Origin of the sequence: Cupriavidus sp. TMH.W2 (assembly GCF_050847365.1) — a bacterium.
Taxonomy (GTDB): Bacteria; Pseudomonadota; Gammaproteobacteria; order Burkholderiales; family Burkholderiaceae; genus Cupriavidus.
In genome coordinates this window covers 2,012,723-2,027,930 of record NZ_CP193793.1, presented here as the reverse complement: position 1 = coordinate 2,027,930, position 15,208 = coordinate 2,012,723, and the positions used below count along the sequence as shown (strand labels likewise).

Sequence of the window (15,208 nt, the reverse complement as noted above, 5' to 3'; positions counted from 1 at the left end):
TCGTGGCGATATCGGGGGCGCGGTGAGCAGGGCGGGCGTGAGCTCGCCTTGCCGCTGGCCTATACCGACGCCAACACCGCCGTTCTGGCAATGGATAGCGATAACCGCCGCGCCTTGCGAACGGGGCTTGCCTAATCTAGCCTTATAGGCGGTGAGTACTATGGTGCGCTTGTTGGCGCGGCTTGAGACTGCGCTGGCAGACACGAGTCGTTGTTGCAGGGACAAGCAACGTTGCAGCAGACCAGGGCGACATGCCTCGCACGCAGGCGCCTGCCGGCCACGCCCTGTGCGTGGGCGCGTCGTTGGCTGCGCTAAGGAACTGAACCGAGGAGGACGTAATGAGAGCGCGCACCCTAATCGCAGCAGTTTCGATGGTGGCCTGCGCCATTCTGGCCGGTACGGCGCACGCCGGCGCGACCTTCGACGCCGTGAAGAAGAAGGGCTTTGTCCAATGCGGCGTGAATGTCGGGCTACCGGGATTCTCGGTCGCCGACGAGAAAGGCGTCTGGAAGGGCCTCGATGTCGACGTTTGCCGGGCGATCGCGGCAGCGGTATTCGGCGACGCCGCCAAGGTCAAGTTCACGCCGCTCACCGCCAAGGAGCGATTCACCGCGCTGCAGTCCGGGGAGGTGGACGTCCTCTCGCGCAACACCACGTGGACTGTGACCCGCGAGGGCGGGCTGGGCATCGTCTTCACCGGCATCACCTACATTGACGGGCAGGGCTTCCTTGTGAAAAAGAAGCTCGGCGTGAAATCCGCGCTCAAGCTAGACGGCGCGACGGTTTGCGTGGGATCGGGAACGACCACGGAACTAAACCTGGCGGACTATTTCGCGCTTCACAAGATGAAGTTCAAGGCCGTGGTCTACGACACCTCGGATGAAACGGAGAAGGGCTTCGCGGCCGGCCGCTGCGATGTACTCACCAGCGATCAGTCACAGCTTTATGCGCTACGCCTCAAGCTTGCCGATCCCGACAGCGCTGTCGTGCTTCCGGAAGTGATCTCCAAGGAGCCGCTCGGCCCGGCAGTGCGCCAGGGTGACCAGGAGTGGTTCAACGTCGTTCGCTGGTCCCTGTTCGCCATGCTGGACGCGGAAGAACTGGGTGTGAGTTCGGAGAACGTCGACCAGATGAAGCAGAGCAAGAACCCGGACATCAAGCGCCTGCTGGGCGTGGAGGTCATCAAGCACGGCCTCGGATTGCCTGACGACTGGGCCTACAAGATCGTCAAGCAGGTGGGCAACTATGGCGAGATTTTTGAGCGCAACGTCGGTTCCGGCAGCCCGCTCAAGATCAGCCGTGGCCAGAATGCCCTGTGGACAAAGGGTGGCCTGCAGTACGCGCCGCCGATCCGCTAGGCGCCCCCGGAGATCCGTGAGCGGGCGTGGCGCCTGCCGGTTTCAGGCCAGGAATCTGCTGCGACCCGGACCATGGCCCAGACCAAGGAATCTCGTGAAGCGCCGCCGGCACGGCCACTGCCCTGGAACGATCCCCGCGTCCGGGCAATCCTGTTCCAGGTGCTGGTGATCGCGGGTGTCGTTGCGCTCGCCGCCTACCTGGTCCGCAACCTGATGCACAACCTCGAGGTACGCGGCATTTCGACGGGATTCGGCTTCCTCTCGAGCCGGGCGGGCTTCGCCATCAACCAGTCGCTGATTCCCTACAGCGAGGAAACTTCGACCTACGGGCGGACCTTCGTCGTTGGCCTGCTCAATACGCTCCTCGTTTCCGGGCTGGGCATCGTCTGCTCCACCATCCTCGGCTTTATCATCGGCGTGGCGCGGCTTTCCCGGAACTGGCTGGTGGCAAAGCTGGCGTCGGCCTATATCGAGACCTTCCGCAACCTTCCGCTACTCGTCCAGATCCTCTTCTGGTACTTCGCGGTCTTTCTGAACCTGCCGCCGCCGGGCGAGGCGTTGCACGTCGGCGACTCGTTCTTCCTGACGCTGCGGGGCCTCTACCTGCCGCGCCCGGTCGCGCAGGCCGGATTTGGCTGGATGGTCCTCGCGTTCGTTGCGGCGATGGTCGCGTCCATCGCCCTCGTGCGCTGGTCGCGGCATCGCCGGGACCGCACGGGCAAGCGCTTCCCCGCGTATCTTGCTGCCACCGGCTTGCTGCTGGGCGTGCCGCTCGTCGCGTTCGTGCTCACGGGCCGACCGCTGCAATGGGTAAAGCCCGAGCTTGCCGGCTTCAATTTCGTTGGCGGCGTGGATGTGATCCCGGAACTCGCCGCGCTGCTGCTGTCGCTCTCCATCTATACCGCCGCCTTCATCGCCGAGACGGTGCGCGCCGGCATCCTCTCGGTGTCCCCCGGGCAGACGGAAGCAGCGTACGCGCTCGGACTGCGCCCGGGCTGGACATTACGGCTCGTGATCATCCCCCAGGCGATGCGGGTGACGATCCCGCCGTTGACGAGCCAGTACCTGAATCTCACCAAGAACTCCTCCCTGGCCACGGCAATCGGATATCCGGACCTGGTGTCGCTCTTTGCCGGAACCACCCTGAATCAGACGGGCCAGGCCGTAGAGGTGATGTCGATGACCATGGCGGTCTATCTCGTCATCAGTCTCGTGATCTCGATGTTCATGAACTGGTTCAACGCGCGCATGGCGCTGGTTGAGCGCTAGGCCATGACGACTTGCCAGCAGCGCCACGCCGACCTGCCACCACCATCCGCCCGGACGGCGGGTCTGGGCTGGCTGCGCAAGAACCTCTTCGACTCGCCCCTGAACTGCGCGCTCACGTTCCTCTCGCTGTATCTCCTTTACCTCGTTGTGCCGCCGGTGGTCGGGTGGGCACTGATCAAGGCCGACTGGCGGGGTGCCAGCAGTGAGGCCTGCTCCAGGGTCGGCGCGTGCTGGCCATTCATCCGCGTGCATCTCAACCAGTTCATGTACGGCTTCTATCCGGTCGCCCAGCAGTGGCGGGTGAACCTCGCGATCGTGCTGCTGGGGGCGCTCATCGCGCCACTGTGCTTCAGGCGCTTTGCGCTGAAGTCGTGGCTGGGCACCGTTATCCTCCTCGTCTATCCCGTCATTGCGTTCCACCTTCTTGTCGGCGGCCGCTTCGGCCTGAGCCACGTCGAAACGAGCAAATGGGGCGGGCTGTCGCTGACGCTGGTGATCGCCATCGTCGGCATGGTGGCGGCCCTGCCGCTGGGAATCGTCCTCGCGCTCGGCCGGCGCGCCACCAACATGCCCATTCTCAAGGCCCTGTGCGTGGCGTTCATCGAACTCGTGCGCGGCGTTCCGCTCATCACCGTCCTGTTCATGTCATCGGTGATGCTGCCCTTCTTCCTGCCCGAAGGGCTGAGCTTCGACAAGCTCCTGCGCGCCCTGATCGGCGTGGCGCTGTTTGCGTCCGCCTACATGGCGGAGGTGGTGCGCGGCGGCCTGCAGGGCATTCCGAGGGGCCAGTTCGAGGCCGCCGCGGCGCTGGGCCTGGGCTACTGGAAGTCGACCGTGCTGGTCATCCTGCCCCAGGCGCTCAGGCTGGTGATCCCGGGCATCGTGAACACGTTCATTGGGCTCTTCAAGGACACCAGCCTGGTACTCATCATTGGCCTGTTCGACCTGCTCGGCAGTACCCAGGCCGCCAATGCCGACACCAACTGGCTGGGGTTTTCGACCGAAGGCTACGTTTTTGCAGGAGGCGTTTACTGGGTCTTCTGTTTCAGCATGTCGCGCTACAGCCAGTGGCTTGAGAAGAGGCTGCAAGCCGGTCAACGACGCTGAGATCCAATGAGGAGACGCACATGAATGCCGTACAGGCCGTCGACCCGGTAGGCAACGCCGCGAGCGCCGGCCAGGCCATGGTCGAGCTGCGTGGCGTGCATAAGTGGTTCGATAGCTTCCACGTGCTCAAGGACATCAACCTGAGTGTCGCGAAAGGCGAGCGCATCGTCATCTGCGGGCCCTCGGGCTCCGGGAAGTCCACGCTGATCCGCTGCATCAACCGCCTGGAAGCGCATCAGCGCGGCAGGATCGTCGTTGACGGCGTCGAACTCACCAGCGACGTGAAAAACATCGAGAAGGTCCGCTGCGAAGTGGGTATGGTGTTCCAGCAGTTCAATCTCTTTCCACATCTCACGGTCCTGGAGAACTGCGTACTGGCGCCGATGTGGGTTCGCAAGACGCCGCGAAAGGCAGCCGAGCAGGCCGCGATGGAATACCTCGAGCGTGTGCGCATTCCCGAGCAGGCGAAAAAGTACCCGGGGCAGCTCTCCGGCGGCCAGCAACAGCGCGTGGCGATCGCCCGCAGCCTTTGCATGCGCCCCAAGATCATGTTGTTCGACGAGCCCACCTCGGCGCTCGACCCGGAGATGATCAAGGAGGTGCTCGATGTCATGGTGGAACTGGCCAGGAGCGGGATGACCATGCTCTGCGTGACCCACGAGATGGGCTTTGCCAAGACGGTCGCCAATCGCGTGATATTCATGGACGGCGGCGAGATCATCGAGGAAAACGAACCTGAGGCGTTCTTCACGCGCCCGCGGCACGACCGGACGAAACTGTTCCTGAGCCAGATCCTCAATCGATGAGGCCGTACCAGCCGCCTGTCGAATGCCGCAAATTTCGTGCGCTTGAGTTACCGATTGTTCAATTGAATTTTACCGATTATGTCGAAATCTGTGCCTTTCGGTTGGACTACGAAAAACTCACCCATCGAAACCGTTCCCTCAAGCACCAGGTCGGCAATGTTGAGATCATGGGTAATCATGATCAAGTTTGAGGGCCCGTGGTGCGTCAGAATTTCCTGGACCATACGTTGTCGATTTGATTTGGCCTGGTCTTCCGATACGGTACCGGGTGGTCTGAGATATTGGGCAGGCGTCGCGCGACCGAACGCAAGGGTGCCGGTGTCGATGCAACGGCAATAGGGGCTGGTCAGGACCTCCCCGACCGCAATCTTGTGAGCGCGGAAGGCTTCGCCGATACGCTTGGCCTGCTCCATGCCGCCAGGCGAGAGGTTTACTTCTTCCGCGCAGTTTCCGGGCGCGAGATGCCCTATCCCTGCTCGCATGTCGACATGAGCGTGACGCATCAGGACAACCTGCCCCCCTGTCTTAATGCCGCCCAGACCTGCTCGTCGCTGGCAAAGGCCTGTCCGGCTGACTGCGTCAGCAAAAGGACGAAACAGAGGAAGAAGAAGGGGCTTCTCCGGCTGCTCAAGTTTGTAAGCATGAGGTTGCGGACGTCTCGCGGCGCAACGGAGCTGAACTGAATCCACGGAAGATTGGCGATGTGGCCTGATGGCACGATCCCGTGGACCTGACCGGCCCATTTATCGCAAAGTTCCTGGCGGAGCGCGCCTGGTCTGGCACGGGTATATCTCGGATGGAAATGGACTCACTGGCCGCCCGAACACTTCGATCACTTGGCTAGGGCTAGTCCATTCTTCACACGTCCCTCACTCTAACTGACGCCGAATTGCCTCATGTGTGCGTCGACAAACATAGGCGGCGAGGCTACTTGCGACCTATTTTGCCTGCAGTGGCGAGAGGTCCGCCTTTGCTTTCTCTTTCCAGCGCCTGGTGTTTCGCGTCTGTGCGGTGCCGCACCCAGGCTATCTCATGCCCGTCATGATATGTACTGCTCTCAAAAATGACTGCAGTCGGCGGCCAACGCTACGGTCCATATTCAGCCCGTCCGTGTTTTCGTTCGTGCCGTTATGCCACGGTCTCTGCCGCTACCTGTTCCCGGATGCCCTGCACATCGCGCTCATAGGTGCGCGCCGCGACCAGAAAGCCCAGCGCCGCCAGCACCGAGAATGCGGGCATGATGGCCATCGCCACGGGCAGCGTCCACAGGTCGGACAGCACCCCGGCGATGAATGGCCCTGCCGCCAGCCCGAACAGGTTCAGGAAGATGGCCAGCACCGCGCCGGCCGTGGCGCGGATGCCGGGGTGCACCACGTCGAGAACCAGGGCAACCGCGGGGCCGGCGGTGCAGGTCATGAGCAAGCCGCCCACCGCGATCCAGGCCAGTTGCCGGCCGGGTGCCAGGGCCAGGCCGGTGCCGCCCAGCGAAGGCATGAGCATCGCCATGGAGAGCAGGCACAGCACCGCCACGGTGGTCAGCTTGTTGCGCGGGCGGTGGCGGCCCGAGCGGTCCACCACTGCGCCCCACAGCACTGCGCCCACGGCGCCGCACAGCACCACCAGTGCGGCGCTGACAGCGGCTTTTTCCGGCGGCAGTCCGCGCGTGCGGTTCAGGTAGCTGGGCAGCCAGGCCCAGACGGTGGACAGCACGATCACCTGGGCCGACGAGCCCAGGCACACCCACAGCATGGAGGGCGAGCGCGTGAGCGCCGCCACGATGGCGCGGGCGCTGCTGCCCAGGCTTTGCGTGGCCTGGTCGAGCCGTGGGCTTAGTGCCACGGTGCGGTAGTCGCGCACGAACATGTAGAGCAGCGCGAGTGCCAGCCCTGGTATGCCCACCACGCCAAATGCGGCGCGCCAACCCCAGTGCGCGGCAATGACGCCGCCCAGCATGACCCCCAGCACGGAGCCGAAAGAGCCTGCCGCGAAGAAGGCCCCCATGAGCGCGGAACGCATGCGCGCCGGAAAGTGGCTGGTCAGCAGCGCCGCGCCCACCGAGCCGTAGCCGGCCTCGCCCACGCCCACCACGGCGCGCGCGATAAGCAGTTGGCTGTAGTTGCGCGTGAACATGCAGGAGATGCAGGCCAGGCTCCACGCGGTGGCCATCACGACGATGCTCTTGACGCGGCTGCCCCGGTCGGCCCACAGCGCGATCGGCACGGCGCCCGCGGCCACGGTGACGGACACGGCGGACACCAGCGCGCCAAGCTGCTTGTCCGACAGGCCCCACTCCAGTTTCAGGTGGGGGAAGAGCGAGACGATGACTTGACGGTCGATGTAGTCCGCCAGCATCAGCGCTACCGTCATCACAAAGGCGAACCACGCCTGGCGTTTGCCAAAGAGGTAGTCGTCGGGGTTGGCCCGCAAGTGGGTCGCCGTACTCAAGTCCATCGCAGTCTCCGTGGGGGCAATACCATGAATTGTTTTTTTTGCATGGCGCCCTCTCCCGCGTGCGGAAGAGGGGCTGGGCGAGTCAGGCCGGTCAGGGCACGAGGATGGTGGAGCCGACCGTCTTGCGGCCTTCCAGGGCACGGTGCGCGTTGGCCGCGTCTTCCAGCGCGAATTCCTGCTGCGGTTCGCTGACGATGCGGCCGGCGAGCACGTGCTCGAACAGCTCTCTGGCCATGTCCAGCATGTGCGGGCGCGGGTTGATGTAGTGCATCATCGCGGGCCGCGTCATCCAGATGGAACCCTTTGCCGCGAGCAGTTGCGAATCGACGACCACCGGGCCCGACGAGGTGCCGTTGCTGATCAGGCTGCCGCGCGGTTGCAGGCAGTCGAGCGAGGTCATCAGCGTGTCCTTGCCCACCGAGTCGAAGACCACCTTCACGCCTTTGCCGTCGGTCAGTTCCTTTACGCGCTCCACGGTGTTTTCGCGAGAGGTCACGATGGTGTGCGTGCAGCCATTGGCTTTTGCGAGCGCGGCTTTTTCGTCGGTGCTCACGGTGCCGATAATGGTCACGCCGAGGGCGCGCGCCCACTGGCAGGCAATCAGGCCCACGCCGCCCGCGGCGGCGTGGTACAGGATGGTTTCACCGCCGTTCAGCGGGTAGACCTGGCGGAACAGGTACTGCGCCGTCATGCCCTTCATCATCAGCGTGGCGGCGCTACGATCGCTGATGCCATCGGGCAGCGGAATCAGCACGGCGGCGGGCATCACGCGCACTTCGGAATACGCGCCCTGCGGGCCGACAAGGTAGCCCACGCGGTCGCCGGGCTTGAGGTAGTCCACGCCGGGCCCCACTGCCTCGACCACACCCACGGCGTCGGAGCCCAGGCCGTTGGGCAGGTCGAGCGGGTAGCGCCCGGTGCGGAAGTAGGTGTCGATGAAGTTCAGCGCGATGAAGCTGTGGCGCACGCGCGCCTCGCCTGGACCGGGGTCGCCGACTTCGACGTGTTCGACCTTCAGCACATCGGGGCCACCGGTTTCGTAGAAACGTACTGCCTTGACCATGAGAATTCTCCTGACTAAGCCGAAAGCTCGGCGATGACATCGAGTGCACGCGGCCACCGGCTCGGATCGGGCGTCCCTTGTTCTGTCGGTGGTAACTGTAGGAAATCCTGGCGTTTCCACCTTTTGCATTTCATGCCAACGGCTGTACTATTTGTGCCACTCCGGGTTTTCCCCTGGCGGACGTGTTGCGGCTGGTGACTTTGCTGCGCGCAGCGGCGTTGGCCGGCTTTGTGCCATCTACCTGCTGCTGCCTTCGGGGCGCGCCACATGCGCGGGCGTAGCGCTGGGGCTGGGCCGCAGCATGCGAACCCTGCACGCGCGCTGGATGCCGAGGGGCTGTCGTTCACGGCGCTGCTTGACCAGGTGCGCCACGATCTTGCGCAACGCTACCTGGCCAACCCCCATTACGGCATTGGCCAGATCGCCGCCATGCTGGGCCACCGCAGCCACAGCGCCTTTACGCGTTGGTTCAGCGCAGAGGTCGGCTGCGCGCCACAGGAGTGGCGCCGTAATCTGCTGCAACACAGGTGATAGTCTGAAATCAAAGGCACCGGCCCGGCGCCACGCACCTGCGAGGGCCGAAGCCACAATGATGGGGGACACTACCTGCCATGGCGGCGTCCCCGAGGTCAATCACCACCGATCTAGCGCAGCGTCCAGACGGTTACCGTATTCGTGTTGTCGTTCACCGCCGCGAACTGTGACTGGCCGCCGCCGCCCCGTCCGAATGCGAGGCCAAACGCGGAGCCGGGTGCCGGATCGACTTGCATCACCGCGACGAATTGCCCTTGGGGCGTGAACTCGATGATTTCGCTCCCATGTTGCTGATTGGCGTTGATCGCGTCTCCGTTCGCCGTCACCAGATCTCCATTCGGCGCAAGCGCCAGTGCCAACGGCCCGCGAAGGTGGTCATTGTCCTGATAGATCACCGTTCCCGGTCCGTTGTCTTGCGTAAGCGCCGCAGCGTGCGAGATTGCGAACACGGCATTGTCGTTGGTCGATGCGACATAGAGCACATCGTGGGCCGCGTCATAGGCCAGTCCTGTCGGGCCGATAACGAGTGCCGCGGCATCGGGCCGGTGCATGTAGCCGGACGCAATGATATGAGAGGTATTCAAAAGCGTTGCGCCGCTCGGGCCAATGTTGATATCGATCCTTGCCACGGTTCCGTTCAAGACGTTCGATACGAACGCCGTGACCTGCGACCCCTGATCGTTGATGACCGTCATGTCCCACGGACCGTCCAGGAGGTTTGGATCTTTCAGCACGCTGAAAAGCTCTCCTTGGGGAGTGATCACCAATAGCGAGCTGGTGGAGCTGATGGTTGTGCCATTCGTCGTCGGAAGATTGCCGACCAGCACGAATCCGCTATTCAGTACAGCCAGTGCGGTAGTGAGCCCCAGATTCTGCCCCTGGAAAAAGGTGACTGGCTTGGCGTCGGTCACCAGCTTCACGATGGTCGTTCCCGTGCCTTGCTTGTTGGAGTGCGCATTGAAATTGGACACCACCACGTCCCCCGGCTTCAGCGCACCCCCCGACGCAACGCCGGCAGGCACAAAGGCAATGCCGTAGGGATTGAGGTCATGGTTGGCCGGAACGGTCGACGCAACCGTGGATGTCGGTGGAAGGATCGTTTCTCCACCAGCAAGGGAGGATCCCAGCGACAGTACAAGGAGGCCGACGCCACACATTACGCCGCACAGATGGCGGGGCGTGAACCGGGTTCGGGGAGGGACTGCCGCGTCGATATTCCGCGTGGGGGATTCGACGGCAGGGACGTGACGCGAGGCTTCCATTGGGCACCTCCATCTTCTGAGGAACACCCCGGCTGCGCAATGCTTCAACGCGAAAAGGCGCTCAATATAAGCGTTGCAGGCGCCTCATTTATTCCCTCAGGTGTCCACTGCGCGGCCAATATCACCGGCGCTGCGCAATGACATGTTCCCAGGGCGATAGCCGCCTCCGCATAGGGGCGACTGTAAATAATTCTAGTCGACCAGCGGCACGCCTTGCGCCGGGAGCACGCCGGGAGTACCTGATAAGCGCTGCGGTACCTGCCAGCGTAAGCCTGGCTATTCCAGGAACACCAAGTCCGAGTTCCGGATTTTCGCCCCCCGGGCGGTCCGGTCCAACGCGCCGCTACGATCGGGCCGCGAGCCGGGCCTGCTCAAGGAAGTCTCTGATCAGGCTGGCGCTGTGCGACGTCCTTCGCCACAGCAGGCCGAACCGGCGTGGCTCGGGCTCTGACGGCAGATGGAGCTTTGCAATACGCAGGCCGGCAGTCAGCGGCGATGCGATGTCCGGGACCAGCGACACCCCCAGGCCACGATCCACCATCATTGCGATTGCGAGGAGCGAGCTCAGCTCGAAGCGCTCCTGCGTTGGCGTGATGCCGGCCTTGCGCAGGTAGTCGTCGGCCTGCTTGCCGCCGCCGAGGCTGCGGTCGTAGCGGATCAGTGGCCTGGTGCGCAGCAGCTCGAGCGGATCCGCTTCCCGGTCCCGCTGCGCGGCAAGCACGACCAGCGGTTCCTTGCGCAGCAGTTCCCAGGCAAAGGCTTTGGGGATGGAGAAGGGCGGGTGCAGGCAGACGGCGGCGTCAAGCTCCGCCTGCTTGACCGCGTCGTAGAGCTCGCTCGACATGGCGGACCGGATGCGGACGGACACGCCCGGATGCCTGGCCGCGAAACGCGCAAGGGCGTCCGGCAGCAGGCTGTGGAGCGCCGTATTGATGGTGCCGATGCGCAGCTCGCGGATCTCGTCCGCCTGGTTCACCCATCCCCTCAGCGCGTCGACTTCCCTGAGCAGCGAGACACAGCGCGCAGCAAGGCGGCGCCCGGACTCGGTGGGCGCCACCGTACGGCCGGCACGTGCCAGCAATGCCGTGCCGAGTTCCCGCTCCAGTACCTGGATTTGCTGGGAAACTGCCGCAGGCGTCACGTTGAGCCGCCTCGCGGCTTCCGCCAGCGTGCCTGTTTCCACAACCAGGCTGAACGCCTTGAGGTAGCTCGTCTCCATAGAATTTCTATTGTGCGAAGGTAGGAAAGTATAGTTTATCTTCTCTTCTGGCTGCGCCACACTGCATTGCCTCCTACAAGACACGGTGTTGGCCATGAGAAGCAAATTGTTCGTCCCCGGTTCCCGCCCGGAGTTTTTTGCCAAGGCGCTCGCGAGCGACGCGGATGCACTGTCCTTTGACCTGGAGGATGCGGTGGCCGAGGACAAGAAAGCGGAGGCCCGTGACCTGCTGTCCCGGTGGCTGCGTTCCGCTGAGGCCCGCTCGACGGCAAAGACCCTGATCGTTCGCGTCAACGGCCTCGGCACCGGGCATTTCGAGGCTGACCTGGCCGCGGTGGTGGTGCCCGGCGTGCATCTGGTCAACCTGCCCAAGCCGGAGAGTGTCGGCGACGTCCGCCGCGCGGCGGCGGCGGTAGAACAGGCGGAGCGGGCCAACGGCTTCACCGCAACGGATGCGAAGGTCCGCTTGCTGCTTAACATTGAATCGCCAGCGGCGCTGCGCTGTGCCGCCGAACTGGCCGGCGCGCATCCGCGCGTGGCGGGCCTGCAGCTTGGCCTGGGCGATCTGTTCGAGCCCGCCGGCGTTCATCGGCGCAACACAGCAGCCATTGCATCGGCCATGTTCGCCGTGCGCATGGCGGCCGCCGAAGCCAACGTCTACGCCTATGACACGGTATTCGCCAACATTCGCGATGCCGAGGGCTTCCGTGCCGAGGCGGAGATGTCCAGGCAGATGGGCTTCCTGGGCAAGAGCTGCATCCATCCAAGCCAGATCGCGCTGGCCAACCATGTCTATCGGCCGTCCGACGACGAGATCGCGCACGCGCTGCGGGTCGTGGCGGCCGCCGCCCAGGCGCAGGCCGACGGCGTCGGCGCCTACGTCGTGGATGGGAAGATGATCGATGCCCCCTTCGTCCGTCGTGCGCAGGCCACGGTCGCGATGGCCCGGCAGCTTGGACTGATTGCCGCCTGACCCCTCAGCACAGACCCACATAAAAATCCATACAGGAGACAGACCATGACGAACTTACAGCCGCGTCGGGGCGCCGCATGCTTCGGGCTGATCGCCGCGTTCGGCGCTTGGGCGGCAGGGGCCGACGCAGCCGCAGAGAGCCCCTATCCGTCCAGGCCCGTCACGATCATCGTGCCGTATCCGCCTGGCGGCTCGAACGACATCTTCGCCCGTATCGTCGCCAAGGAAATCGGCGAGGAACTGAAGCAGACGGTGATCATCGACAACCGCCCCGGCGCGAGCGGCAATACGGGAACCGGCATGGTGGCCAAGGCGGCGCCGGACGGCTATACCCTGGTCGCGGTGTCGTCGAGCATGACGACCAATGCGGCGGTGCAGGGCAAGCTGCCGTACGACGCGGTCAAGAGCTTTGCGCCAGTGGCGATGCTTGCCAGGGGGCCGTTCATCGTGGCGGTCAGCAACGACTTTCCCGCCAGCACGCCGCAGGAACTGATCAGCGCGATCCGCGCCCATCCGGGCAAGTTCAACTACGCGTCTTCCGGCCCGGGCAGCGTCAACCAGTTCGGCACCGAGCTGCTCAAGGCCAAGGCCGGCAAGCTGGCCATCACCCACGTACCCTACCGTGGCATGGGCCCCGCCATCACCGACCTGATCGGCAACCAGACCCAGGTGCTGATTTCGAGCGGCCCCTCGCTGCTGCCGATGGTCCGCGCCGGCAAGGTGCGGGCCGTGGGCATCACCAGTCTGAAGCCAAGCCCGGTCGCGCCGGAGCTGGTGCCAATGGCGAGCGCGGTCCCCGGCTACGAGTTTGAACTCTGGTGGGGCCTGCTGGCGCCGGCAGGCACGCCGCCGGCCGTCGTCGCGCGGCTGAATGCGGCGGTGAACCAGGTGCTCGCCAGGCCTGACGTCAAGGCGGCCATCCTCAGGGAAGGCGCCGAGGCCAAGCCCGTCACCCCCCAACAGTTCGCCGAGACGATCGCGGCCGACGTGGTGCGGTGGAAGGCGCTGGCCAAACAGCAGAACATTGTCGCGGACTGAACGCCTGGCTGATTCGGAGGCTGTATGCAAGTCAACACCACTGCCGGGGACGATGTCTTCGGCTCGGACCGGGCGGGACAGCCAGGTCCACTGAGCGGCGTGCGCGTGCTCGACCTGAGCGCCTATATCGCCGGGCCTTACGGCTGTTCGCTGCTCGCCGACCAGGGCGCTGACGTGATCAAGGTCGAGCCGCCCGTGGGCGACAACCTGCGCAAGTATCCGTCGACGCTGGAGACCGAAAGCCGGGCCTTCCTGGGCGTCAACCGAAGCAAGCTGGGCGTCGTGCTCGACCTGAAGCACCCGGCCGATCTGGAGCGGCTGCTGGCGCTGGTGCGCAACGCGGATGTGCTGGTGCATAACTTCCGCCCGAGCGTGCCAGGCCGGCTCGGCATTGGCTACGAGCAGCTCAGCCAGGTCAACCCGCGGCTGATCTACTGCGCCGTCACCGGCTACGGCGAGACGGGTCCGCTCAAGGACAAGGCCGGTTACGACCAGGTGCTGCAGACCATGACCGGCATGTGCACGCTGCAGGGCAAGCACGGCGGGCCGCCGGAGATTCTGTACGGCTCCGTGGTTGACTACTATGCCTCGGCGCTGGTCGCGGGTGCGGTGTCTTCAGCGCTCTACGAGCGGGAGAAGAGCGGGGCGGGGCAGTATGTGGGCGTGTCGCTGCTGCGCGCGGCGCTGACCATGCAGTCGGCCCGGATGGTCTGGGCCGAATCGGAGCCCAGGGAGGTCGGGCGCGACATGCGCTCCGGCGGGATCACCGGCATTCATCCGACCCGGGACGGCTACCTTTATATCTCGGCCAATACCCCGCATTTCTGGCGGGCACTGTGCGAGAAGACCGGCCTGGCCGATCTGCTGTCGACCGATCGCTATAACAGCGTGCGCAAGCGCGCCGAACATCATGGGGAAATCGTGCCCCGCCTGCACGCGGCGCTGCAGGAGCGTTCGGCGCTGGAATGGGAGGCCATCTTCGGCGAGGAAGTGCCGTGCGCGGCCGCTCGCTCGGTGGAGGACATGTTCGATTTCCCCCAGGTCGCCGCCGAAGGGATGCTGGCAACGTTTGAACACCCCGTGGTTGGCCGTTATCGCGGCTTCACGCGCGCCGTGAAGTTCGGGCGTACGCCCGGTCCGGAACCGTTCGCCGCCCCCGCGCTCGACCAGCACGGGGACCGGGTCCGCGCTGCGGCGGACAGGCTGGCAGGACATGGCTGACCTCCGCTACGGCGGCCCGGTCCCGCTGGTGCCGAACAGTTCGGCAAGCGGCGCGCCACGCAGCCCAGCGCTCGCCAACGCCTGCGATGCTCACCTGCATATCTACGACGCGCGCTTCGCGGCGATTGCGCCGGTGGTGGCAAATGCCACCGTGGATGACTACCGTGGCGTGCAAGGGCTGCTGGGCACGAGCCGCGCGGTCATCGTGCAGCCTCGCTGCTACGGCACGGACAACAGCGCTACGCTCGATGCAATCCGGAAGCTGGGCATGGCCCATGCGCGCGGCGTGGCGGTGGTGCGGCCGGATGTGACAGACGAGACCCTGCATGGCCTGCATGCGGGTGGGATCCGGGGCATCCGGTTCTCGCTCTACACCGAGGCCCACGCGGCGGTGAGCTTCGAGATGGTGGAAGCGCTCGCCGATCGCGTTGCCGGGTTGGGGTGGCATCTGCAATTGCACTGGACCGCGGACCAGATCGTCGCCTACGGCGACTTGCTGGCACGCCTGCGCACGCCGCTGGTGTTCGACCACCTGGGCCGCCTGCCGCTGCCCGGCGGAACGGGGCACGCTGCGTTCTCAGTCATCTCCGGCCTGCTGGCGCGCGGCAACGCGTGGGTGAAGCTGTCCGGCGCATATCTGGATTCCATCGTCGGCGCCGCCGGGAGCTATGCGGACATCGACCCGGTGGCGATGGCATGGGTGCGCACCGCGCCGGAACGGCTGGTATGGGGCAGTGACTGGCCCCACAGCACGGAGACCTGCTTCAAGCCGGACGATGCCTTGCTGTACGACCTGCTGGCCCGCTGGACCGGCACCGAGGCGCTCCGGCGCCGCATCCTGGTGGACAACCCTGCCTTGCTGTACGGATTCGAGACCGCATAGCCGGCCCGAACCAAATAGAAAATC

Annotated in this window: 14 protein-coding genes; 9 read left to right on the top strand and 5 right to left on the bottom strand. The window is 64.8% G+C overall.

The window, feature by feature from the left end:
- Nucleotides 1-338: 338 nt before the first annotated feature.
- The 4 genes from ACREYQ_RS26665 to ACREYQ_RS26650 all read left to right on the top strand — a co-directional run bounded on the left by ACREYQ_RS26665 (nucleotide 339) and on the right by ACREYQ_RS26650 (nucleotide 4,540).
- The gene (locus ACREYQ_RS26665) at nucleotides 339-1,358 is read left to right on the top strand and encodes an amino acid ABC transporter substrate-binding protein (RefSeq protein WP_432260975.1); all 1,020 of its coding nucleotides are present in this window, start codon (nucleotides 339-341) and stop codon (nucleotides 1,356-1,358) included.
- 72 nt (nucleotides 1,359-1,430) lie between these two features.
- Complete coding sequence (locus ACREYQ_RS26660) at nucleotides 1,431-2,627, top strand: amino acid ABC transporter permease (protein WP_432260974.1); 1,197 nt, start codon at nucleotides 1,431-1,433, stop codon at nucleotides 2,625-2,627.
- A gap of 3 nt (nucleotides 2,628-2,630) precedes the next feature.
- On the top strand, nucleotides 2,631-3,734 hold the full coding sequence (locus tag ACREYQ_RS26655) for an amino acid ABC transporter permease (RefSeq protein ID WP_432260973.1): 1,104 nt from the start codon (nucleotides 2,631-2,633) through the stop codon (nucleotides 3,732-3,734).
- 77 nt (nucleotides 3,735-3,811) lie between these two features.
- Complete coding sequence (locus ACREYQ_RS26650) at nucleotides 3,812-4,540, top strand: amino acid ABC transporter ATP-binding protein (RefSeq protein ID WP_432262668.1); 729 nt, start codon at nucleotides 3,812-3,814, stop codon at nucleotides 4,538-4,540.
- Nucleotides 4,541-4,587: 47 nt separating this feature from the next.
- On the opposite strand, the gene ACREYQ_RS26645 is transcribed toward ACREYQ_RS26650, so the two are convergent.
- The 3 genes from ACREYQ_RS26645 to ACREYQ_RS26635 form a co-directional block, all read right to left on the bottom strand.
- Nucleotides 4,588-5,043 carry a histidine phosphatase family protein gene (locus ACREYQ_RS26645; protein ID WP_432260972.1) on the bottom strand — a complete coding sequence of 152 codons (456 nt, stop codon included), beginning with the start codon at nucleotides 5,041-5,043 and terminating at the stop codon, nucleotides 4,588-4,590.
- A 625-nt stretch (nucleotides 5,044-5,668) separates the two neighbouring features.
- On the bottom strand, nucleotides 5,669-6,991 hold the full coding sequence (locus tag ACREYQ_RS26640; protein WP_432260971.1) for an MFS transporter: 1,323 nt from the start codon (nucleotides 6,989-6,991) through the stop codon (nucleotides 5,669-5,671).
- 91 nt (nucleotides 6,992-7,082) lie between these two features.
- A complete protein-coding gene (locus ACREYQ_RS26635; protein ID WP_432260970.1) occupies nucleotides 7,083-8,054 on the bottom strand; it encodes a quinone oxidoreductase family protein in 972 nt (323 codons plus the stop codon).
- A 267-nt stretch (nucleotides 8,055-8,321) separates the two neighbouring features.
- On the opposite strand from ACREYQ_RS26635, the gene ACREYQ_RS26630 reads away from it, so the two are divergent.
- A complete protein-coding gene (locus ACREYQ_RS26630; RefSeq protein ID WP_432260969.1) occupies nucleotides 8,322-8,585 on the top strand; it encodes a helix-turn-helix domain-containing protein in 264 nt (87 codons plus the stop codon).
- A gap of 113 nt (nucleotides 8,586-8,698) precedes the next feature.
- Here the strand turns inward: ACREYQ_RS26630 and ACREYQ_RS26625 are convergent, their stop codons facing one another.
- Nucleotides 8,699-9,850: a hypothetical protein gene (locus tag ACREYQ_RS26625; protein ID WP_432260968.1), complete on the bottom strand. Its 1,152-nt coding sequence runs from the start codon at nucleotides 9,848-9,850 to the stop codon at nucleotides 8,699-8,701.
- Nucleotides 9,851-10,193: 343 nt separating this feature from the next.
- Entirely contained in the window at nucleotides 10,194-11,069 is an 876-nt protein-coding gene (locus tag ACREYQ_RS26620; protein WP_432260967.1) for a LysR substrate-binding domain-containing protein, read from the bottom strand.
- A gap of 94 nt (nucleotides 11,070-11,163) precedes the next feature.
- Here ACREYQ_RS26620 and ACREYQ_RS26615 point away from each other — a divergent pair, with 94 nt between their 5' ends.
- From ACREYQ_RS26615 to ACREYQ_RS26600, 4 genes are read left to right on the top strand one after another with little or no spacing between them, the layout of a single operon-like run.
- Complete coding sequence (locus ACREYQ_RS26615; RefSeq protein WP_432262667.1) at nucleotides 11,164-12,042, top strand: HpcH/HpaI aldolase/citrate lyase family protein; 879 nt, start codon at nucleotides 11,164-11,166, stop codon at nucleotides 12,040-12,042.
- 45 nt (nucleotides 12,043-12,087) lie between these two features.
- Complete coding sequence (locus ACREYQ_RS26610) at nucleotides 12,088-13,080, top strand: tripartite tricarboxylate transporter substrate binding protein (RefSeq protein WP_432260966.1); 993 nt, start codon at nucleotides 12,088-12,090, stop codon at nucleotides 13,078-13,080.
- A 24-nt stretch (nucleotides 13,081-13,104) separates the two neighbouring features.
- The gene (locus ACREYQ_RS26605; protein ID WP_432260965.1) at nucleotides 13,105-14,301 is read left to right on the top strand and encodes a CaiB/BaiF CoA transferase family protein; all 1,197 of its coding nucleotides are present in this window, start codon (nucleotides 13,105-13,107) and stop codon (nucleotides 14,299-14,301) included.
- The gene (locus tag ACREYQ_RS26600) at nucleotides 14,294-15,184 is read left to right on the top strand and encodes an amidohydrolase family protein (RefSeq protein ID WP_432260964.1); all 891 of its coding nucleotides are present in this window, start codon (nucleotides 14,294-14,296) and stop codon (nucleotides 15,182-15,184) included. Before ACREYQ_RS26605 ends, ACREYQ_RS26600 begins: the two co-directional genes overlap by 8 nt.
- Nucleotides 15,185-15,208: the final 24 nt, after the last annotated feature.

What these genes read in the sequence shown, in the direction of transcription:
- ACREYQ_RS26665 (WP_432260975.1), top strand. Translation starts at nt 339, where the DNA reads ATGAGAGCGCGCACCCTAATCGCAGCAGTTTCGATGGTGGCCTGCGCC.
- ACREYQ_RS26660 (WP_432260974.1), top strand. Translation starts at nt 1,431, where the DNA reads ATGGCCCAGACCAAGGAATCTCGTGAAGCGCCGCCGGCACGGCCACTG.
- ACREYQ_RS26655 (WP_432260973.1), top strand. Translation starts at nt 2,631, where the DNA reads ATGACGACTTGCCAGCAGCGCCACGCCGACCTGCCACCACCATCCGCC.
- ACREYQ_RS26650 (WP_432262668.1), top strand. Translation starts at nt 3,812, where the DNA reads ATGGTCGAGCTGCGTGGCGTGCATAAGTGGTTCGATAGCTTCCACGTG.
- ACREYQ_RS26645 (WP_432260972.1), bottom strand. Translation starts at nt 5,043, where the DNA reads ATGCGTCACGCTCATGTCGACATGCGAGCAGGGATAGGGCATCTCGCG.
- ACREYQ_RS26640 (WP_432260971.1), bottom strand. Translation starts at nt 6,991, where the DNA reads ATGGACTTGAGTACGGCGACCCACTTGCGGGCCAACCCCGACGACTAC.
- ACREYQ_RS26635 (WP_432260970.1), bottom strand. Translation starts at nt 8,054, where the DNA reads ATGGTCAAGGCAGTACGTTTCTACGAAACCGGTGGCCCCGATGTGCTG.
- ACREYQ_RS26630 (WP_432260969.1), top strand. Translation starts at nt 8,322, where the DNA reads ATGCGCGGGCGTAGCGCTGGGGCTGGGCCGCAGCATGCGAACCCTGCA.
- ACREYQ_RS26625 (WP_432260968.1), bottom strand. Translation starts at nt 9,850, where the DNA reads ATGGAAGCCTCGCGTCACGTCCCTGCCGTCGAATCCCCCACGCGGAAT.
- ACREYQ_RS26620 (WP_432260967.1), bottom strand. Translation starts at nt 11,069, where the DNA reads ATGGAGACGAGCTACCTCAAGGCGTTCAGCCTGGTTGTGGAAACAGGC.
- ACREYQ_RS26615 (WP_432262667.1), top strand. Translation starts at nt 11,164, where the DNA reads ATGAGAAGCAAATTGTTCGTCCCCGGTTCCCGCCCGGAGTTTTTTGCC.
- ACREYQ_RS26610 (WP_432260966.1), top strand. Translation starts at nt 12,088, where the DNA reads ATGACGAACTTACAGCCGCGTCGGGGCGCCGCATGCTTCGGGCTGATC.
- ACREYQ_RS26605 (WP_432260965.1), top strand. Translation starts at nt 13,105, where the DNA reads ATGCAAGTCAACACCACTGCCGGGGACGATGTCTTCGGCTCGGACCGG.
- ACREYQ_RS26600 (WP_432260964.1), top strand. Translation starts at nt 14,294, where the DNA reads ATGGCTGACCTCCGCTACGGCGGCCCGGTCCCGCTGGTGCCGAACAGT.